14 protein-coding genes are annotated in these 20,665 nt (G+C 71.2%); 6 read left to right on the forward strand and 8 right to left on the reverse strand.

Annotated features, from left to right (window positions below):
* Nucleotides 1-3 precede the first annotated feature (3 nt).
* The 5 genes from OHA77_RS19290 to OHA77_RS19310 all read right to left on the reverse strand — a co-directional run bounded on the left by OHA77_RS19290 (nucleotide 4) and on the right by OHA77_RS19310 (nucleotide 6,836).
* Nucleotides 4-669 carry an NUDIX hydrolase gene (locus OHA77_RS19290; RefSeq protein ID WP_406319407.1) on the reverse strand — a complete coding sequence of 222 codons (666 nt, stop codon included), beginning with the start codon at nucleotides 667-669 and terminating at the stop codon, nucleotides 4-6.
* Between the two features lie 19 nt (nucleotides 670-688).
* Entirely contained in the window at nucleotides 689-2,539 is a 1,851-nt protein-coding gene (locus OHA77_RS19295; protein ID WP_406319408.1) for a DUF4434 domain-containing protein, read from the reverse strand.
* Between the two features lie 60 nt (nucleotides 2,540-2,599).
* Entirely contained in the window at nucleotides 2,600-3,688 is a 1,089-nt protein-coding gene (locus OHA77_RS19300; protein WP_326819276.1) for a glycosyltransferase, read from the reverse strand.
* 19 nt (nucleotides 3,689-3,707) lie between these two features.
* The gene (locus tag OHA77_RS19305) at nucleotides 3,708-4,925 is read right to left on the reverse strand and encodes a nucleotide sugar dehydrogenase (RefSeq protein ID WP_326826961.1); all 1,218 of its coding nucleotides are present in this window, start codon (nucleotides 4,923-4,925) and stop codon (nucleotides 3,708-3,710) included.
* Between the two features lie 243 nt (nucleotides 4,926-5,168).
* The gene (locus OHA77_RS19310) at nucleotides 5,169-6,836 is read right to left on the reverse strand and encodes a glycosyltransferase family 4 protein (protein WP_406319410.1); all 1,668 of its coding nucleotides are present in this window, start codon (nucleotides 6,834-6,836) and stop codon (nucleotides 5,169-5,171) included.
* A 56-nt stretch (nucleotides 6,837-6,892) separates the two neighbouring features.
* Here OHA77_RS19310 and wecB point away from each other — a divergent pair, with 56 nt between their 5' ends.
* From wecB to OHA77_RS19325, 3 genes are all read left to right on the forward strand, one after another.
* Nucleotides 6,893-8,062, forward strand: a complete 1,170-nt coding sequence (wecB, locus tag OHA77_RS19315; RefSeq protein ID WP_406319412.1) for a non-hydrolyzing UDP-N-acetylglucosamine 2-epimerase — start codon at nucleotides 6,893-6,895, stop codon at nucleotides 8,060-8,062.
* Nucleotides 8,063-8,125: 63 nt separating this feature from the next.
* Nucleotides 8,126-10,183, forward strand: a complete 2,058-nt coding sequence (locus OHA77_RS19320; RefSeq protein ID WP_406319414.1) for a glycosyltransferase — start codon at nucleotides 8,126-8,128, stop codon at nucleotides 10,181-10,183.
* 323 nt (nucleotides 10,184-10,506) lie between these two features.
* Nucleotides 10,507-12,186, forward strand: coding sequence for a DEAD/DEAH box helicase (locus OHA77_RS19325; RefSeq protein ID WP_406319416.1), 1,680 nt, complete (start codon nucleotides 10,507-10,509; stop codon nucleotides 12,184-12,186).
* Nucleotides 12,187-12,286: 100 nt separating this feature from the next.
* On the opposite strand, the gene OHA77_RS19330 is transcribed toward OHA77_RS19325, so the two are convergent.
* Nucleotides 12,287-13,789 carry a DUF6297 family protein gene (locus tag OHA77_RS19330; RefSeq protein ID WP_406319418.1) on the reverse strand — a complete coding sequence of 501 codons (1,503 nt, stop codon included), beginning with the start codon at nucleotides 13,787-13,789 and terminating at the stop codon, nucleotides 12,287-12,289.
* Nucleotides 13,786-14,427, reverse strand: coding sequence for a heme ABC exporter ATP-binding protein CcmA (gene ccmA / locus OHA77_RS19335; protein WP_406319420.1), 642 nt, complete (start codon nucleotides 14,425-14,427; stop codon nucleotides 13,786-13,788). The genes OHA77_RS19330 and ccmA overlap by 4 nt, the downstream gene beginning before the upstream one ends.
* A gap of 252 nt (nucleotides 14,428-14,679) precedes the next feature.
* Here ccmA and OHA77_RS19340 point away from each other — a divergent pair, with 252 nt between their 5' ends.
* Complete coding sequence (locus tag OHA77_RS19340) at nucleotides 14,680-16,653, forward strand: NAD(P)-binding protein (RefSeq protein WP_406319422.1); 1,974 nt, start codon at nucleotides 14,680-14,682, stop codon at nucleotides 16,651-16,653.
* Between the two features lie 162 nt (nucleotides 16,654-16,815).
* Here the strand turns inward: OHA77_RS19340 and OHA77_RS19345 are convergent, their stop codons facing one another.
* Nucleotides 16,816-17,637 (reverse strand): SDR family NAD(P)-dependent oxidoreductase, encoded by an 822-nt coding sequence (locus OHA77_RS19345; protein WP_406319423.1) that lies wholly within the window; start codon nucleotides 17,635-17,637, stop codon nucleotides 16,816-16,818.
* Between the two features lie 157 nt (nucleotides 17,638-17,794).
* On the opposite strand from OHA77_RS19345, the gene OHA77_RS19350 reads away from it, so the two are divergent.
* Together OHA77_RS19350 and OHA77_RS19355 are read left to right on the forward strand one after the other, a co-directional pair.
* Entirely contained in the window at nucleotides 17,795-20,221 is a 2,427-nt protein-coding gene (locus OHA77_RS19350) for a nitrate- and nitrite sensing domain-containing protein (RefSeq protein WP_406319425.1), read from the forward strand.
* Nucleotides 20,221-20,628 (forward strand): roadblock/LC7 domain-containing protein, encoded by a 408-nt coding sequence (locus OHA77_RS19355; RefSeq protein WP_326819266.1) that lies wholly within the window; start codon nucleotides 20,221-20,223, stop codon nucleotides 20,626-20,628. The genes OHA77_RS19350 and OHA77_RS19355 overlap by 1 nt, the downstream gene beginning before the upstream one ends.
* Nucleotides 20,629-20,665 lie beyond the last annotated feature (37 nt).

The raw sequence follows: 20,665 nt of genomic DNA on the forward strand, positions 1-20,665 counted from the left end.
CGGTCATTCCTTGAGGGAGCGGAGCATCGGGGGGTGCAGCAGCACGGCCGGACCGCGGCGGTAGAGCTTGGCGGGGCGGCCTCCGTCGCGGGTGGTGGTGTGGCCGGTGGGCATCAGGAAGCCCTCGGCCTTGGTGACCTTGCGGTGGAAGTTGCGGGGGTCCAGCGTGCGGCCCCAGACGATCTCGTAGACCCGGCGCAGGTCGGCGACGGTGAACTCCGGCGGGCAGAAGGCCGCCCCCAGCGGGGTGTACTCCAGCTTGCTGCGGGCCCGCTCGATCCCGTCGACCATGATGCGCCGGTGGTCGAAGGCCATGTCCCGAAGGGCGGAGACCGGCTCCCAGCTCATGTGGGCCTCGGTGGAGGCCGGCAGGTCGGGGGCGAGACCGAGGTAGGCGACGCTCAGCACGCGCTGACGCGGGTCACGGTCGGGGTAGCCGTAGGTCTGGAGCTGCTCCAGGTGGACCGGCGCGCCGGGCAGGCCCGCCCGTTCGGCGAGGACCCTGGCCGCGGCGGCGGGCAGGTCCTCGTCAAGCTGGATGAAGCCGCCTGACAGGGCCCAGCGTCCCTCGTAGGGGGATTTGTCACGCCGCCAGACGAGCGCGCTCAGCGCCTGGCAGCGCACCGTGAGGACGACCAGATCCACGCTGACGGGAATGCGCGGAACCATGCCAGGCACGTTACACCGGTTAGGCGCTCACCCGGACGTGTAGAGCCTCGGCGGCCTGGTGCCCGTCGGGCGAGGCGACCTCGACCCTGACCCAGGTGTCGTCGGGGACCTGGGTCCAGTCGAACGGGATCCAGGCCGTCCCCATCCGGGCGGGCAGGTCCGGCGGCGGCTCCGTCAGGTCCACGCCGGCCACCTCGACGGTCCTGGGGGTGTCCTGGCCGTCCCAGGTGATCGTCACCTTGGAGCCCAGGGGCATGTTGTATCCCCGGACCTCCATGCCGTCCTGGATGTCGCGCTCCTTGCGGACGGCGTCGACCGGGATCGGCCGGCTGTAGTCGCGGACGATCTCCTCGGCCAGCGAGGGCGAGCCGCAGGTGAAGAAGTCGCTCCACATGTAGGAGACGACCTTGGAGACGTAGCGGCCGACCTGGGTCACGGCCGTGTCGAGCCGCTTCTTGTCGGTGCGGCCCCGGTCGCCCGTCCTGTCCTCGCAGGCCTCCCCCTTGGCCGGCTCGAACGCCTCGACGTTGGCCCAGAGCTGCACGTTGTAACCCTGCTCGACCATCCGTTCCCGCGCCACGGCCATCTCCCGATAGTAATCGCGGGTGGAGCCGTGGTAGGCGCCGCCGTTGGTCGCCGTCTCCCCGACCACCGGAGCGAGCCTCTCGTCCACCGGGTCCGCACGCTGGTCCGGCCAGAACAGCCCGACCTTGCCGGTCCCCCGGCTGTCCTGCGGAGCGATGATCCCGACTCCGGTCCTGGCCAGTGCCTCGAAGCCCGCCGCCACCTGCTTGGGCGTGGCGCTGATCGGCCGATCCTTGCGCGCGTCCAGATAGGGGCTGACGAGGATGGGCTTGCCCGGCATCTCCTGTTCGACGATCTGGTGTTGCGCGGCGTAGACCTTCAGCGTCGGATGGTCCTTCTCCGCCTCCACCGGGTCGATCGACCCCGTGTACCGCATCTCCCGCATCTGCAGCTCGAACGGCTGGTAGAAGCCGCCGAGCGAGTCCCGGCCCTGGAACCGGGCACCGTAGTCCTGCAGGATGCGCCGGGTGAGGGTGATGAGGGTGCTGGTCCCCTGCTTGGCGGCCCGGGTCTTCTGCGCCGGGTCACGGGGGGCCAGCGGCAGCGCCGGGAAGACCCGCACCCCGAACTGGTCGCCGAGGTCGAGCAGCTCGGCGAGGCTGTCCTTCTCCGCGGCCGCGATCAGGATCACATGGTAGCCGCGGCCCTTGGCCGTGATGTTCGCGCAGCTCGCGTCGTCGGTGCCGTCCTCCGTCGTGATGAGCCGGTAGAAGACGGTCTTGCCGACCGTGATCTTCCGTTCGAACTCGGGGCAGCGGAACAGGTCGGGGCCGAAGGCCTCGTCGGTCCGGTAGACGAACGTCCAGCTCACCCGGTTGCCCGGGTTGGCCGCCTTGAGATCCTTCTCGGCCGCCGCCACGCAGGGAAGCCCGTCCTCGACGCACGGCTCGTAGCGGGCGTCCACCTCGTCGCCCTCGTTGGCCAGCACCCGGCCCTCGTCGTCGACGCGGCGGGCCTGCATGCCCCAGCCGATCCGGATGACGGTGTCGCCGCCCACCTCGTGGATGGCGGCGAGCTGCCGCCGCCAGGTGCAGTGGTCGACGGTGGGGATGAGCCAGTAGCCGGTCACCGCGTACGGCGTGGGCGTCTCGGTCTCGAACGTTCCACACGGGTCGGTGAAGGCGCTCGCCTCCGGGGTCAACGCCGCGGAGGAGGTGGTGGAGGGCGACGACGCGACCGGTGGCCTGCCGCTCTCCGGAGCGTCCCTGCCCAGGGGGAGAACGAGCACGATCGCCGCCACCGCCGCGAGAATCGCCACGCCGAGGAGAGCGGTGAACCAACGCACGATCAGGACACTACCGTTCTTGTGATCAGGCGGACATAAACAGCATCGCCATACAAGAAGTCAGCTCTTGACCCCTGCCCAGGCCTCAAGCTGAGATACGAAACGGCGTGCCGAGTTCGGCCAGTGATGGTTCGCACGGGCCGCCGCATACCCTCGGGCGCCCTGAGCATGCCGCTCGCGGACGTCGTCCCTCAGGAAGACCACGGCCTGCGCCACCGCCTTGGGGTCGGCCCAGGGGACGACCACGCCGCTGTTGTAGCGCTCGACCAGCTCCACCGCGCGCGGCGACGGGGTGGTGATCACCGGGATCCCGTGGGCCATGTACTCCACGATCTTCGTAGGCATGGAGTGCCGGTAGTTGGGCTCGTCGTGCAGGAGCGAGAGACCGGCCAGCGCGCCGTCGAGCCGCTTGAGCGCCTCGTCGTTCGGCATGAAGTCACGCCACTCCAGGACGCCCTCCGCCACCGCAGCGTTCAGCGCGGGACGGGACTGGGGGTCGGCGTAACCGATCAGCTCGACCGCCACCCGGTACGGCTGGAGCAGCCGGGCGACCTCGATGGCGTCGCGCACCCCGCGCGCCTCCGACAGCCAGCCGAGGTAGACGACCCGGTCGTCTCCCGGCGGGGACGCGTCGTCGGGCACCCAGGTCTCGTTCGGGACGACCAGGTGGGCCTGGTGGAACCGGCCGGCGTAGGCGGTCTCGGCGAGGAGCAGGTGCAGGTGGCGCTCCGCCGTGCCTTCGAGCATCCGGGCCAGGAACCGGACCGGCGGGCGGAGGAACGCGGGCAGCCACGGCTTCAGCGACAGCGTCGCCGGGGTGTCCTCGTGCACGTCCCAGACCACCGGGGGCCGCTTGCGCACACCCACGACCGCGAGCAGCAGTTCGGGGTCGTGGATGATCACCAGATCGACCTGGTCACGCATGCGCTTGAACACCTTGCGGGCGGCGCGCACGGCCGACAGCCGCTTGCGTTCGGCCGCACGGGGGAGGTCGACGCCGTTCACCCAGGACCGGGCCATGACGCCCCGTGCCGTGTAGGGGGCGGCATACGTGACCTCATGACCGGCATCCACGAGCGCGCGGATCTGCCGGTGCAGGATCCGGGCGTCCTCGGGGTGATGCACCACCGTCATGACGAGCACGTGCACTGAGCGCAGCCCTCCGTCGCTAGAGCCGCTCGACGCGTTCACCCTCGGCGAGGACGCCTCGGGTGTCGAGCACGAGCCTGCCGTGGTCCTCGACGATCGACAGGTCGAAGGCGGCATGCTGCTGCAGCAGCAGCGTCACATCGGCTTCGGCGACCGCCCTGGAGAGGTCTTCCTCACGCGGCACCGGGTCTCCGTCCACGTGCCATTCCTTGACGTACGGGTCGGCGAAGACCAGCTCCGCGCCGAGCTCCAGCAGCGCCCGCGCGACCGGCAGGGCCGGCGTCTCGCGCTCGTCGGCGATGTCGGGCTTGTAGGTGACGCCGAGCAGGAGCACCTTGGAGCCGTTGACGGCCTTCTTGTGCCGGTTGAGCAACCGCTGGACGCGAGCCACCACGTAGGACGGCATCCGCTCGTTGATCTCCTGCGCCAGCTCCACGAAGCGGAACGGATAGCCCAGCTTGCGCACCGTGTAGGACAGGTAGGAGGGGTCGACGGGGATGCAGTGGCCACCGACGCCCGGTCCCGGCAGGAACTTCTGGAAGCCGAACGGCTTGGTGGCCGCGGCCTCGATGGACTCCCAGAGGTTGACCCCGAGCTCGTCGCAGAAGATCGCCATCTCGTTGACGAGGGCGATGTTGACGTGCCGGTAGGTGTTCTCCAGAAGCTTGGCCATCTCGGCCTCACGGGTGCCGCTGACCGGCACGACCTGCTCGACGAACTGGGAGTAGAACCCGACCGCGCGGTCCCGGCAGGCGGCCGTGTAGCCGCCGACGACCTTGGGGGTGTTGCGCAGGCCGTACTTGGGGTTTCCCGGGTCGATGCGCTCGGGGGAGAAGGCGAGGTGGAAGTCGGTGCCCGCGACGAGGCCGGACGCCTCCAGGATCGGGCGGGCGACCTCGTCGGTGGTGCCGGGCCAGGTGGTGGACTCCAGGACCACGAGGGTGCCCGTCGACAGGTTCCGGGCGACGGTGCCGGTGGCACCCTCCACCGCGGACAGATCGGGGCGGTGGTCCTCGTCCAGCGGGGTCGGCACGCAGATGACGACGGTGCGGCTGTCGGCCAGCACGGACTCGTCCAGGGTGGCGCTGAATCCGCCCGCCAGCATGTGTTCGAGGTCGGCGTCGGTCAGGTCGTCGATGTAGGAGCGTCCCGAGTTGAGGGCGTCCACCTTGCCGGGGTCGACCTCGAAACCGACGACTCGGAGCCCTGCCGCCACGGCCTCCTTGGCCAGGGGCATGCCGACGTAACCGAGACCGATCACGGCCAGGTCGTAGGTGCTCACACGGCCACCTTCCTCAACCACGTCCGCGACGGCGCTCTGCCCGCTGGACGGCTGGCTGCGCTCGCTCACGGGATGACCTTGGAAAGCCGGAAACAACACTTCATGGTGGCAAAGGCTATCTCAAGTCCGCGCAACCCACGCCTAATGCGTTTGAACGCATCACAAACGGCTGGGTAGCTCACCTTCAACATCAGACCATCAACCGGCAAGCGATCGGTAAATGTCACGGTAGGTCTCCGCGACGCGGCTCCATGTGCGCTTCGCCGCCACTTCGGCCCGGCCCGCCTCACCCATCGCGGCTCGCCGATCCGGATCGTCGCGCAGCCCGGCGAGCGCCTTGGCGAGCGCTTCGGGGTCACCGGCCGGGACCAGGAGCCCGGCTCCATCGGAGCCCACGAGCTCCGACAGGGCAGGCAGGTCACTCAGCACGACCGGCTTGCCGAGAGCCATCGCCTCGACGGGTTTCAACGGCGTGACCAACCGGCAGACCCGCAGGTCCTCACGGGGGCAGACGAAGATGTCGATGGCCGCCTGGGCCTGCAGCGCCTCGTCCGGACCGACCCGGCCGGGCAGGATCGCGAGGTCTCCGAGCCCCAACTCCTCGACCTGTTCCAGCAGGGCCGGGCGCTCCGCGCCGTCGCCGACGAGGAGCAGCCTGACCGGGGCGCCCTGGTCCCGCAGCAGAGCCGCGGCGCTGATCATGGTCGCGAAACCCTCGTAGGCCACGATGCTCGACACCGAGCCCATGACGATCTCACCGGGTTCGATGCCGTAGGCGGAGCGGAACGCGGCGCCGTCGTAGTCGGCGGCCAGCAGCGAGTCGTCCACCGCGTTGGGCGCGAGGAAGATCTTCTCCCGGGGCACGCCCCGCTCGACGATCTCGACAGCCATGGTCTCCGCGAGGGTGACCACGGCGTCCGCGGAGCGCATGATGAACGCCTCGCGGTCGCGCTGGAGCACGTGCCGCTGGCTGCCGACCCGCTTGGGGTCGCGGGACGCCCAGGTCTCCTCCAGGAAACCCCGGACCTCGTAGACCAGCGGCGTACCGGTCCGCTCCCGCACCGCCAGCGCCACCGAGCCGTTGCGGTGGTCGGTCGCGGCGTGCAGCACCTGCGGCCGGAGCGTCCTGACCAGCTCGGTCACCTCGCCGGCGCCCCGGATCATGCGGCCATGGCTCTCGAACGGCACGTCTCCGCTCGGGATCAGCCGGTGGTAGGGGATCTCGTCGATCTCCTCGTACGGCGTGACATCGACGTGGCCCTGCATCATCGGCCAGCCCCAGCTGGTCACGACGTGCGGGTCCAGTCCGGCCGCCTTCTGCGCGGTGACGATGCGGTGCGTGCGCACGGTGTATCCGGCCTGCGTGAACGGCAGGGCGTTGGTGACGCAGTGCAGCACCCGGCCTTCGACCCGCTCGCCCACGATCACCTTGGACTTGGGCGGGATGGGGTTCGGCTGGATGGCGGCCAGCTCACCGGCGTAGTAGGTGGCCCGGCGGCTGATGAACGGGTATTTGACGTACGGCTGGAGCACCGCGACGGCCTCGGTCATCCGCCCGGAGTCGAAGTGCTCCTTGGCGTCGTTCCACGGTCCCTTGACCAGGCGCATGCCGAACTTGCGGACCATGATCCTGGCGCGGCGGGCGACGGGCCAGGCGACCCGCCCCACCACGGGGCGCAGACCCGGCGGGAGTGTCTCCGCGGCGGCCTGCGCGACCCGGACCGGATCGGACTTGACCTTGGTCGCCACGACCCGGGAAACGATCACTGGGTGCTTGACGAACCCGCGGATGAGCCCGCCCAGACCGGCACGGGCCGACTTCGCGGAAACCTTGGGGGAGTCTGGCCTGCTGGCATCGGATACCACGCGGTGACCGTACCATAGGCAACGTTTGCCATACTCCCGTATGAAAGGCGAGGTCAATGAGGGACAACGCCCCCGTGGGGACGACCCCGGAGCCCGAAAATCCCCTCGTCCTGCACGTGCTCGGCGCGCGGCCCAACTTCGTGAAGGCCGCTCCGGTGGTGCGCGCTCTCGCCGAACTGGGGGTGCGGCAGGGCATCGTCCACACAGGCCAGCACTATGACGCGCTGATGTCGGACGTGTTCTTCGCCGACCTCGGGCTCCCGGAGCCGATCGCCAACCTGGGTGTCGGGTCCGGCTCGCACGCGCGCCAGACGGCGGCGCTGCTGACCGGCCTGGAGGACGTCGTCCTGGCGCACCGGCCCACGCTGGTCGTGGTCTACGGCGACGTGAACTCGACGCTGGCCGCGATCCTCGTCTGCGCCAAGCTCCACGTGCCCACCGCGCACGTCGAGGCGGGCCTGCGCTCCTTCGACCGGGGGATGCCCGAGGAGGTCAACCGGGTCGTCACCGACGCCCTGTCCGACATCCTCTTCGCCACCTCGCCCGACGCCCTCTCGCACCTGGCCGGCGAGGGAGTCGACCCGGCGCGCGTCCACCTCGTCGGCAACCCGATGATCGACAGCCTGTTCTCGGCACTCGACCGCCTGGACCCGGCCCCGGTCCGTGCCCGGCTCGGACTGCCGGAGCGGTACGGCGTGGCCACCCTGCACCGGCCCGCCAACGTGGACGACCCCGCCTCCGCGAAGGAGCTCGTCGACGCCGTTCTCCAGGTCGGTGAGCGCCTTCCGGTCGTGGTGCCGATCCACCCGCGTGGCCGCGAGCGCCTGGCGGCGGCGGGACTGGTGACCGGCGGGAACCTGCTCATCGTCGATCCGCTGGGCTACGTGGACTTCCTCTCCCTGGTCCGGGGCGCGTCCCTGGTCGTCACCGACTCCGGCGGTGTGCAGGAGGAGACCACGATGCTCGGCGTCCCCTGCCTGACCGTCCGGCCCAACACCGAGCGGCCGATCACCGTCACCCACGGCACGAACCGCCTGGTCACCCCGGCGCTGCTGCCCGCCGCCGCCGACAAGGCGCTGGCCGACGGCGCGGCGACCCCCGCAGGAGAGCTCCCGCCGCTCTGGGACGGCAAGGCCGGCCCCCGGATCGCCCGGGTGATCGACTCCTGGCTCAAGGGCGGCAACCTCTCCCCCGCGGCACAGGCCGTACCGCCCAAATCCCTGTAAAACGGCAATTTCGGCGCGGTGTACGTCATACGCTGGCACGACCCCGGATAAAGGCGATCCCCCATGAGTGAGCAGACCCCCGAAGAGCCCGCGTACCGGCGCCTGGGACCGGTCAACTGGCTGCCCGAGGAGCGTAAGGCCGTCGAGCGCTTCGAGGAGCGGGTCCGGGACCTGGAGCGGCGGCTGGCCATCGCCGAGGCCCGCGCCGACTACGCCCAGTGGAAGCTGGAGTCCACCAAGGTCCAGCGGCCCTACCGGGTGGCCGAGGCCATCACCGGCGCCAAGGGGTCCGGGGTCGTGCGGCTGCCGGGCAAGCTGCGCATGGCGCTGCAACCCCGCAAGGGGCCCGTGGCACCCCGGCCGGTGGCCGCGGTGATCGAGGAGCTGGACCACCAGGGGCCCGTCGTGGACGTGCCGCAGATGAAGTGGCCCGCCGGGCCGATCAACCGGCCGGACCTGAAGGTCGCGGTCATCCTGGATGACTTCTCCCGGATGGCGTTCAAATACGAGTGGGACCAGATCGAGTTCGGCCTCCGCGACTGGCCGGAGATCTTCGCCGAGCGCCGGCCCGACCTGTTGTTCGTGGAGTCGGCCTGGCACGGCAACCAGGGCCGCTGGCGCTATCAGATGACCGGGTCCAACGCCCCCAAGCCGGAGCTGCGCGCCCTGATCGACTGGTGCCGCGAAGAGGGCGTCCCCACGGTCTTCTGGAACAAGGAGGACCCGCCGAACTTCGACTTCTTCATCGACACCGCCAAGCTGTTCGACCACGTCTTCACCTGCGACGGCGACATGGTTCCGAAGTACCGCGAGGTGCTGGGGCACGACCGGGTCGACGTCCTGCAGTTCGCGGCCCAGCCCCGGGTGCACAACCCGATCCAGGAGCGGCGCGGCCGTCTGCACGACGTCGTCTTCGCGGGCATGTACTTCCGGGACAAGCACCCCGAGCGCCGCGAGCAGATGGAGACCGTCCTCGCCCCGATCCGCGAACTGGGCCTGCACATCTTCGCCCGCAACGGGACGGTCGACGAGAAGTACGCCTGGCCCGAGAAGTACGTCCCGCACATCGTGGGCGAACTCCCCTACGACCGGATGCTGGCCGCGTACAAGATGTACAAGGTCTTCCTGAACGTGAACTCGGTGCTCGACTCGCCGACCATGTGCGCGCGCCGGGTCTTCGAGCTGTCGGCCTGCTCCACCTCGGTCGTCTCCGGCTGGTCCCGGGCCGTCCAGGAGACCTTCGGTTCGCTGATCCCGATCGCCCGCGACGAGCTGGAGTCCTACAACCAGGTCCTGCACCTGATCAACAGCCCCGAGCTCCGCGCCCGCCAGGGCCACCTGGCCATGCGCGAGGTCTTCGACAAGCACCTGTTCACGCACCGCGTCGACCAGATCCTGTCGTTCCTCGGCAGGCCCGTCACCCGGCACGCCCGGTCGATCTCGGTGGTGCTGCCCACCAACCGCGCCTCGCAGATCGAGCACGCCATCGCCTCGGTGGCCAAGCAGATCCACCGGCCGCTCCAGCTCGTGATGGTCCTGCACGGCCTGGACATCGACCCGGTCGTGGTCGCCGACAAGGCCCGGATGGCGGGGATCTCCGACGTCGTGGTGCTGCCCGCCGACCCGTCGCTGACCCTGGGCGCCTGCATGAACCTCGGCATCGCCGCCGCCGAGGGCGAGCTGATCGCCAAGATGGACGACGACAACCTCTACGGCGAGCACTACCTGTCCGACCTGGTACGGGCCTTCGACTACTCCGACGCCGAACTCGTCGGCAAGGGCGGGCACTACGCCTACTTCGAGGGCACCAACACCACGATGCTGCGCATGCCCGGCCTGGAGCACCGCTACAGCTGGCTGGTCCAGGGCGGCACCTTCCTCGGCAAGGCCGACATGTTCCGCCACTACGGGTTCGAGGACATCACCCGGGGCGAGGACACCCGGCTGGTCAAGCGGCTGAAGGAGGACCGGGTAAAGATCTACTCCGCCGACCGGTTCAACTTCGTCTACTGGCGCAGCGGTGACCCCTCGATGCACACCTGGCAGCCCGACGACCACAAGCTCACCCGCGGGGCGCAGTTCTCCTTCGTGGGGCACCCCGAGGCGCACGTGATGATCTGACCCCACCCGGTCGCGCGCCGCGTGGGCCGGATGCCGCGGGCGGGCGGCACCGCTGGAACTGTTCGTCCGGCCCGCGGCGGGGAATGTCATTTATTACGTACTTTGGCCTGCCGACGGCTGCCTGGTTCGCAGCGTCCGGTCCCGCACCGGTAGGGTCGGTCGGCCGACCTGACGGCACTTGCGGCCGGTCAACCGCCACGGCAGCCGCGCTGCCGGCGGAACCGGTGGGCGGGATCGCCCCAAGGATGGAACACACGCCGCGGGGGTGGAACGTGGAGCCAGTTGGGTCCCGTGCGCGTCCGTCCCGGAACGAGGAGCCCGACATGACCCTGAACACGCCAGAGGAAACAAGTAGCTTCGCCGACCTGGCGCTGCGGCCCGAGCTGCTGCACGCGCTCACCCGCCTCGGCTACGAGGAGCCCACGCCGATCCAGCGCGAGGCGATCCCGCCGCTGATGGAGGGGCGCGACCTGCTGGGGCAGGCGGCGACGGGGACGGGGAAGACCGCGGCGTTCGCGCTGCCGGTGCTCCAGCGGATGGCCCCGGACGGCGCGGGCGGGCAGCCGATGGCGCTGGTGCTCGTGCCCACCCGCGAGCTGGCCGTACAGGTCTCGGAGGCGTTCCACCACTACGGCCGCGACCTGGGCGCGCGCATCCTGCCCATCTACGGCGGGCAGCCGATCGGCCGCCAGCTGCGGGCGCTCCAGCAGGGGGTCGACGTCGTGGTCGCGACGCCAGGCCGCGCACTCGACCACATCGGGCGCGGCACGCTCCGGCTGGACGATCTCAAGATGGTCGTGCTGGACGAGGCCGACGAGATGCTCGACATGGGGTTCGCCGAGGAGATCGAGGCGATCCTCCAGGAGACCCCCGAGGACCGGCAGACGGTGCTCTTCTCGGCGACGATGCCGCCGCGCATCAACGGGATAGCCCGCCGCCACCTGAACGACCCGGTCCGGATCGAGATGGGGCGCGAGACGACGGCCCCGGGCGAGGCCCCGCTGGTACGGCAGGTCGCCTACATCGTCCCGCGCGCGCACAAGCCCGCGGCGCTCGGGCGGGTGCTGGACGTGGAGGCGCCCACCGCCGCGATCGTCTTCTGCCGCACCCGCGACGAGGTCGACCAGCTCACCGAGACGCTGAACGGACGCGGCTACCGCGCCGAGGCACTGCACGGCGGAATGGGCCAGGAGCAGCGTGACCGCGTGATGGGACGGCTGCGGAGCGGGACGGCGGAGCTGCTCGTCGCGACCGACGTGGCCGCGCGGGGGCTTGACGTCGAGCAGCTCACCCACGTGGTCAACTACGACGTCCCCTCGGCGCCGGAGTCGTACGTGCACCGGATCGGCCGGGTCGGCCGGGCCGGCCGCGAGGGTGTGGCCATCACCCTGGCGGAGCCCCGGGAGCACCGGATGCTCAAGACCATCGAACGGGTGACCAAGCGCCGGATCACGGTGGAGAAGGTTCCGACGATCGCCGACCTGCACGCCCGGCGGCTGGAGCTGACCCGGGCCGCGCTGCACGAGAGCCTCCTGGAGGACGACCTGGAGCGCTTCCGCGTCGTGGTCGAGACGCTCGCCGACGAGTTCGACATCATGGAGGTGGCGCTCGCGGCGGTGAAGCTGGCGCACGAGGCCGGCGGGGGCGCGGACGACGAGGAGGAGATCCCGGACGTCGCCCCGGTGGCCGGGCGGGAGGGCCGCGGCCGCCGGGAGAACACCGGGCCTCAGGAGAGGCGCGGCCGTGGCCCGGCGGGCGGGATGACCCGCCTGTTCATCGGTGCCGGGCGCAGTTCCGGGGTCCGGCCGCAGGACCTGGTCGGCGCGATAGCGGGCGAGACGCGGCTCAGCGGGCGCGAGGTCGGGGCGATCGAGATCTCCGACCGCTTCTCACTCGTGGAGGTCCCGGAGTCCGCGGCCGACGAGGTGATCGCCACCCTCCGGGGAGCCACCATCAAGGGGCGGAAGGCGACGGTCCGCCGGGAGCGCTACGGGTCGCGCTGACCTCCGCTCCGTGCGGGCAGTCGGGACCCGGTACGGGCTGCCGGGTTCACCGGACGTCCCGCGCGGAACAGGTGGACGGGGCCGTGCACGGAGGCCGGGTTCACCGGACGTCCCGCCGCGCGCGGAACAGGTAGCCGGAGAGGACGGCGGCGCCGAGCAGGACCTGCCCGGCCGGGAACGCCTCCGGAACCGGCCGCTGAACGGTCAACGCCAGGAGCAGGGGGACGCATCCCAGGGTGGCCAGGTCGACGCCGGTCACGGCCCACAGGAGCGGTCCGGTGGGGATCGCGCCCCCCGGTGTGTCGATCACCGGCATCGAGTGGTCGACGGGCCGCCGGCGCGCCGTCCGCAGCGCTCCTGCGGCCACGGCGGGGGCTGCCGCCGGCCCCAGCAGCCACCACGGGCCGGAGGTGAGGGCGCCTTCCAGCGCCAGGCCGCCCAGGGCCAGGGTCAGCCAACCGGCGCTCAGCAGCACCGGCAACACCGCTCTCGCGGCCAGGCCCTCGCGGAAACCGACACCGAGCAGCCGGGCCAGAGCGGGGTTGTCGCCGTCCCGCCGTGCACCCGAGGTGCCCGCCGCCGCGACGGCCAGCGCACCGGTGATCACCACTGCCGCCGTCAGCGGGCCGAGGCCACCGGTGGCCCGCGCGACCAGGAACGGCAGCAGGGAGGTGCCCAGCATCGCCGCCAACCGTCCGGGCCGCCGGGAGAGCCGGCGCCAGTCCTGCCATGCCTGGGCCGACGGCGCCGGCAGCGCCGGCCACCGGCGCGAGCGCAGGAGGCGCCCGCGCCAGTGGTTGTCCTCGGCGATCCAGGTCAGGGCCCCGGGTTCCATGCCGGCCGCCGCCGTGGCCACGTGCCCCACCCGGCTGGAGGCGGCCAGCACGGTCCGTGCGGGGATATCGCCCAGTGACGCCCATGCCCGCCGTACGAGCAGGGCCGCCACCATGGCGGACGCTCCCGCCAGGGCCATGCCGTACGGCACGGGCGCGGACGCGGCGGCGAGCAGCCGGCGCCCCGCGCCGGAGCCGAGCAGCGCGACGGCCGCGGCCAGCAGGACCGTCACCACGACGGTCGCCTGCAGCCACGAGCTCCAGGTCTGCGACGCCTGGGCGAGCACCGCCACGGCCATGCCCCCGGCGCTCGCCGCCAGGCCGAGAACCACCGCCGTGATCAGCCTCACCACCGATCCGTCGGGCGATCCCAGCACGGCGAGCACGCCCACGCCGAGCACGATCCCGGCCGGTAGGGAGACCGCCGCGAGCAGGCCCGCGGTCCGGCCCAGCACGCCTCGCCGGTCCAGCGGGGACAGCACCAGCCACGCGGCGTCGGCGGCCGGCACGGCGACCGGACCGGCCGCACGGGTGACGACGAGAAGACCGGCGTAGGCCAACATGATCAGCGCGGCCCCTGCCGCGGCCCGTGCCGGATCGCTCTGCCGGGTGACGGCCGCGAACGCCGAGGACGCGGGCTGGGCCAAGACCGCGGCGGCCACCGCCAGTCCGAACAGGGCCGTATAACGGTCCAGCCAGCTCGGCTGACCGCCCTTGCGTGACCGGAGGAAAGCGCGCACGGCCGGGACCGGGTCCGCGAGGCCGCTCACCGGGTGCTCCCCGCCCGCACGGCGGCCAGCACGACATGACGGGCCCGGGTGGCTTCGGCGAGTTGGAGGTCGTGGGTGGCCATCACCACCGTCCCGCCCCCGGCCGCGTAATCCGTCAGGATCGCCGCCAGACGCCGCCGGAAGTCCGAGTCGAGCCCGCGCTCGGGCTCGTCAAGCAGCAGCAGCCGACTCGGCCGGAGCAGGCCGGACGCCAGCGAGAGCCGCTGGCGCTGGCCGGTGGAAAGGGTCAGCGGCACCGCGTCGGCGCGTTCTCGCAGGTCGAATGCCTCCAGGGCATCCTCGACCGCCAGGCGGGCCGACGCGTGAACCGCGCGCATCAGCTCCAGGTGCTCCCGGACCGTCAGTCCCGGGTACCAGGCCGGCTCGTCGCCCACCAGCGCCACGTCACGCCAGAACGCGGAGTCGTCCCGGGGCTGCCCGCCGAAGACGTCGACCTCTCCCGAGTCGGGTGGGTGCAGGCCGGCGACGCAGCGGAGCAGGGTCGACTTCCCCACCCCGTTCGGCCCGACCACGGCGACGATCTCCCCCGCGGTGGCCGTCAGCCCGACGCCTTGGAGCACCGGGTTCCCGCCGAGCATCACCTCAACGTCGCGGACCACAATGATCGGTTCATTCACCGTTCGACCCTAATCGCGGCGGGCGTCCCGCGTGCATTCCGGGCGACGGCCCGGGAAGCCGTACGCGCAGGCCGGCGGCGGATCTCGGGGCCGGCGGCGGAAAGGGCGTTTCCGGCCAGCCCCTCCGGACGGCACCACCTGACGCGCGTCCGGTGGACATCGCGGATGGTGTTCCACTAAAGCGGGCAAAGACTTGCCGGGAGCGCCGCGTGGCGGCTCCGGCCGCCGATCCCCGTCGTGAGGATCGGCCCCATGAGCGATCCTCAGGACGTCACTCCGGGCAAGGCCCGGGAGCTGGGCATGGACCGGCTCATCACCCGCCGGGACTTCTTCGACGGCGTGGCCGCGGTGGCGGGGGTCGCGGCACTGGGCTCCCTGACGGGATGCGCCGCGGGGCTGCCCAACGCCATCGGCACGGAGAGGCTCAAGGTTCCGCGGGAGGCCGGCTATCCACCGGACCTCACCGGCCTGCGGGGCAACACCGCCCAGGCGCTCAGCGTGCCCCACGCCCTGCGGGACGACCGGTTCTGGGACTACGCGGGCGTTCCCGAGCCCACCGGCGAGCACTACGACCTGGTCGTGGTCGGGGCGGGGATCAGCGGCGTCTGCGCGGCCCACCGGTGGCTGGAGCGCGCGCCGGACGCGCGGATCCTGGTCCTGGACAACCACGACGAGGTCGGCGGGCACGCCCGGCGCAACGAGTTCCACCCGAAGGACCGCAGGGGGCTGCTGATCGGGTACGGCGGATCGCAGTCGATCGAGGCCCCCTCGGTGTGGACGCCCGAGGGCAAGGACCTGCTCGGCAAGATCGGGGTGAAGGTCAAGAAGTTCGAGAAGTACTTCGACCAGAGGCTCTACACGGACCTCGGGATGTACGACAGCGTCTACTGCGACCGGGAGACCTTCACCGCGGAGAAGCTGGTCGTCCTCGCGCCGGGCCGCGCGGCCTCCCGGTGGATCGCCGAACTGCCGGTCGCCGAGCAGGCCAGGGAGGACCTGCTGATGCTCTACGGGGACCCGCCGGACTGGTTCCCCGGGCTGTCCGACGGGCAGAAGAAGGAGCGCCTGGCCGGACTGACCTACGCGGGTTTCCTCAAGGACGTCTGCAAGGTCCACCCGGACGTGCTGCGGTTCGTCCAGACCATGCCGAACGACGAGTGGGGTTACGGCTCCGACGCCTTCGGCGCCATCGACGCCTGGGGCAGCGCCGGAGAGTACGGCTACCCCGGGTTCCAGGGTCTGGGCCTCGACCGCACCGCGCCGTCACCGTACAACTCGCCCAGCATGATCAAGGGATGGGGTGCGGACGATCCGTACATCTACCACTTTCCCGAGGGGAACCAGGCCATCGTCCGGATGATGATCGGACGGATGATCCCGGGATTCACCACGGCCGCCGACATGGACGACATCAGCACCGCGACGTTCGACTACGGCCGGCTCGACCTGCCGGGCAACCAGGTCAGCATCCGCCTTTCCAGCCCGGTGGTCTCGGTCGCCAACGACGGCGACCCCGCCACGGCCACCGGCGCCACGGTGGGATATTTCGACGGGGACGTGGTCAGGACCGTCGGCGCGACCAACGTGATCATGGCCTGCTGGAACATGGTGATCCCCTATCTGGTCGGCGAGCTTCCGGCCGAGCAGAAGGAGGCGCTGCGCAAGGCGGTCAAGGTGCCGATGCTGTACGCGACCGTCCAGCTCCGCGGCTGGACCGCCTGGCAGAAGATGGGCGTCAACCGCACCCGTTTCACCGGCGCCTACTGGTCCGTGGCCGAACTCGACTACCCGGTGAGCATCGGGGACTACCGGCCCCCGATGACGCCGGACCAGCCGATCAACGTGCACATGATCTCCGCTCCCGCCGTGCCGGGCATGTCACCCGCCGCCGGCTCGGTCGCCGGCCGCTACGCGTTGATCAAAACGCCCTACGACTATCTGGAGTACAGCATCCGCGACCAGCTCACCCGGCTGCTCGGTCCCGGCGGCTTCGACCCGGGCCGCGACATCCAGGCGATCACGGTCAACCGGTGGGGGCACGGCTACGCGCCCGAGTACGCCACCCCGTGGAATCTCGACTTCTACCCCGGGGGTCCGCTCCCGGCGACTCTGGCCCGCCGGCGGGCGGGCCGGATCGCGATCGCCAACTCCGACTCCGTACCGGCCGCCTACGCCGACGCCGCCATCACCGCCGCCTACCGCGCGGTCGGGGAGCTGCAGGCCTGAGAGAGCGGCCGGGAGCCGGGGCCTGAGCGCGCGGCCGGGAGCCGCGAACCCGAGCGGGCGGCCGGGAAGCCGCGGACCTGGGCGGGCGGCCGGGAGCCGCGGGCCTGAGCGGGCGGTCATCGCCGTGACGCCCGGCAGGGTGGTGGTCCTGCCGGGCGCCCGCTACGCCTTGGCGGGAAGGGCGACGGCCGCGGCGCTGGCGTCCCAGAGGGTGCGGGCCAGGACGGGATCGCTCATGCCCGTGGGGACGGTCTGGGGGGCGCTCTTGGCGAAGTAGCGGCCCGGGTGGGCGGCGCCGTCCGGGTGGGTGGCGAGATGGACCATGGTGCTCGCGCCCTGCTCGACGGTCTGGCCCATGCCGGGGATGTTCTTCACCATCCACATCAGGAACGTCTTCGCGGCGAACTCCGTCTTGATCACCCCCGGATGGAAGCAGGTGGCGCTCACTCCCGTCCCGGCGAGCCGCCGGGCCAGCTCCACCGTGAACAGCGCACCCGCCTGCTTGGTGTCGCCGTACTGCATCCAGCCGCTCCAGCGCCGCCGTTCCCTGTTCAGGTCGGAGGGATCCACCTGCCCGGTCTTGCCCGCCCGGGACGAGGTGGTGATCACCCGGCCGGTCACCCGGTCCAGCAGCAGGTTCGTCAGCAGAAACGGCGCGAGGTGGTTCACCTGGATCATCGTCTCGTGGCCGTCGCGGGTGAGCGTCCGTTCGGTGGTCATCACACCCGCGTTGTTTATCAGCACGTCGATCCGCGGATAGCGGGCGAGCAGCTCCGCGCCGAGCCGGCGGACGTCTTCCAGCGAGGTGTAGTCACAGGTGAGGGTCTCCGGCGCCGTTCCGGAGACGGCCCTGACCCGTTCGGCCACCCCGGCCACCTTGGCGGGATCGCGGCCGACCAGGACGACCTGCTGCCCGCGCCTGGCGAGCTCAACCGCGGCGGCCGCGCCGATTCCGGCACTAGCCCCAGTAATCACACTAATCATCAGATCCTCCACTGCGGAGTGACCTTATCGGTGCTAGTCTCCTGTGCGATCTTCCGGAGGCATATTCACCCCAAAGTCACGAAAGCCTCCACACGCTCAGAAGTTGGGACGAGTGGGCATGGGTTCTGGAAACCGGTCGATTCGGTTAAAGATCTTCTTGCTGCTGCTCTTACCCCTGTTGTCGCTCAGCGCGCTCTGGGGATTCGTCCTCAACCTGACCGTCGGCGACGGGGTGGACCTGTTCCAGGCGAACTCCCGATACCAGTCCGTCGGCCTCACCTCCACCCAGCTGGGGCTCGAACTGCAGGCCGAGCGGACGCAGTCCTCGGTCGCGATCAGCTCCCGGGTCCTGACCAGCGAGATCGGCCAGCAGCGCGGCCGTACCGACCGGGCTGTCGAGAAGTTCCGCGACGCCGCGCTCGCCGACGACGCCCACAGCCCGGAGCTGAGCGCCGCGCTGGACACCCTGGTTCACCAGCTCGACCGGCTGCCGGCCATCCGCGCCGGCATCGACGGCGGCCAGGACGCCCGGCTGGTGGTGTTGTCGAACTACAACCGGATCCTGGACTCGGTCTTCCTGCTGTACGACCAGATGGCCGCGGTCCCCGACCTGGCGATCTACCAGCAGGCCGCGGCCATGCAGTCGATGGGCAACGCCCGCGAGATCCTCGCCAGGGAGAACGCGTTGATCAGCGGGGCGCTGATCGACTACCGGATGTCCGCCGAGGAGCGGAGCGCCTTCGGCGGGTACGTCTCCACCCGGCGTTTCCTGCACGCGCGCGGCCTGTCCGCCCTGGACACCGAGCTGGGCGGCCCGTACCGGGACACCTTCGACTCCGCGGCCTTCGAGAAGTTCGTCGCACTGGAGGAAGCCGTCGTAGGGGCCACCGGTGGGACCCTTCCCCCCGAGGCGCGCGGCTGGAAGGCGACCACGGACGGAGTCGCGACCTGGCTCGACCAGATAGGCCTCTCCGCCTCCAAGGAGCTGGCCAAGCGGTCCCAGTCGGTGGCCACCGACATCATGGTGCGGATCGTCGTGGCCGGCGGCATCGGCCTGATCGCGGTGATCACGTCGATCATCATCTCGGTCCGTTTCGGCCGCCGTCTGGTCGGCGAGCTGGCCGGGCTCCGCTCGGCGGCGCTGGATCTGGCGGAGGAGCGGCTCCCCCGCGTCGTGGAACGGCTCCGGCGCGGCGAGGAGGTCGACGTGTACGCCGAGGCCCCGCCGATCGTGGTGAACGGCTCGGCCGAGGTCCGCGACCTGGCGCACGCGTTCGGCTCGGTGCAGCACACCGCCGTCGAGGCCGCCGTCGGCCAGGCCAACCTGCGCCGCGGCGTCAGCCAGGTCTTCGTGAACCTGGCCCGGCGCAATCAGGGCCTGCTCCACCGTCAGCTCACCCTGCTGGACAGCATGCAGCGCCGGGCAGGCGACCCCGACAGCCTTGAGGACCTGTTCCGCCTGGACCATCTGACCACCCGCATGCGGCGGCACGCGGAGAGCCTGATCATCCTGTCCGGCTCCGCGCCCGGCCGGACCTGGCGCAGGCCGGTGGCCGTGGTCGACGTCGTCAGAGCCGCGATCTCCGAGGTCGAGGACTACAAACGGGTCAGCGTGCCGCCGATGCCCGACGCGTCGCTCGACGGGGCCGCGGTCGCCGACATCGCCCACCTGATAGCCGAGCTCGTCGAGAACGCCACGCTCTACTCACCGCCGCAGACCATGGTGACCGTCCGCGGTGACGTGGTGTCCAACGGATTCGCCGTCGAGGTGGAGGACCGCGGCCTGGGCCTGAGCCCCACGGAGTACGAGGCGATCAACGAGCGGCTGGCCGACCCGCCGGAGTTCGATCTGGCCGACAGCGACCGGCTCGGCCTGTTCGTGGTGGGCCAGCTCGCCGCCCGGCACGGCATCCAGGTCCTGCTGCGCGATTCACCGTTCGGCGGCACCACGGCCATCGTGCTCATTCCCCGCACGGTGCTCGCCCAGACTCCTTCGCCGCTCACCATCACCGCCGAGCGGCTCGCCGAGGGGCAGCCGGAGTTCTTCACGCCCGCGCCGCCCGCCGCCCTGACCACCGGTCGCTCCGAGCCGGGTCTGCCGCGCTCCGAGTCGGGGCTGCCGCGCCGGACGAGGACGGTCCCCTCAGCCGCGGGTTCTTCCGCGCCGCCGCTCGCCGCGCCGGCCCCCTCCACACCGGCCCTCTCCGTGGTGACCGACCTGCCGGGTCGCGAGGCCGCCCACCGGCCCGGCCGCGGGCCGGCCCATGAGCCGATCGGCTCGCCGACCCCCGAGCCGCCTCGCGCACCGGTCGGGGAGCCCGCTCTCAGGACGGCCGGCGAGCCGGTTCGCGAGACCACCGGACCGGGGAACCTGCCCCGCCGGGTACGGCAGGCGAACCTGGCCCCACAGCTACGGCAAGAGTCCCCGGCGCCTGTCGAGCCGGAGCAGCCGCCGGAGCCCCCCGAGCGTTCGCCGGACGAGGTCCGCGCTCTCTTCTCCGCCTTCCAGGCGGGGGGACGGCGTGGGCGCGAGGAACAGGGAAATGACTTCGCACACCAGACGACAGGCGATAAGGGGGACTAATGACCGGAAAAGCGACTAACACCGGCGAGCTGAACTGGCTCCTCGACGACCTGACCACCAGGGTGGGCGCGGTGCGCCAGGCGGTGATCCTGTCCACCGACGGGCTCGCCGTCGGCTTCTCCAAGGGACTCAGCCGGGAGGACGCCGAACACCTGTCGGCGGTCGCGGCCGGATTCCAGAGTCTGGCGCGCGGGGCCGGCCGGCACTTCGGCGGCGGTGAGGTGCGCCAGACGATCGTGGAGATGGAGTCGGCCTTCCTGTTCGTCACGGCCGCCGGCCAGGGAACCTGCCTGGCCGTGCTGAGCAGTTCCGACGCCGACGTCGGCCACATCGCCTACGAGATGGCGATGCTGGTCAAGCGGGTTGGCCAGCACATCTCCACCCTTCCCCGCCAAGGGCTCTCGTGAACGAGGCGGGCGCGCACAGAGGACACCGGTCGTTCGG

It is taken from the genome of Streptosporangium sp. NBC_01639 (genome assembly GCF_045209755.1).
Taxonomy (GTDB): domain Bacteria; phylum Actinomycetota; class Actinomycetes; order Streptosporangiales; family Streptosporangiaceae; genus Streptosporangium.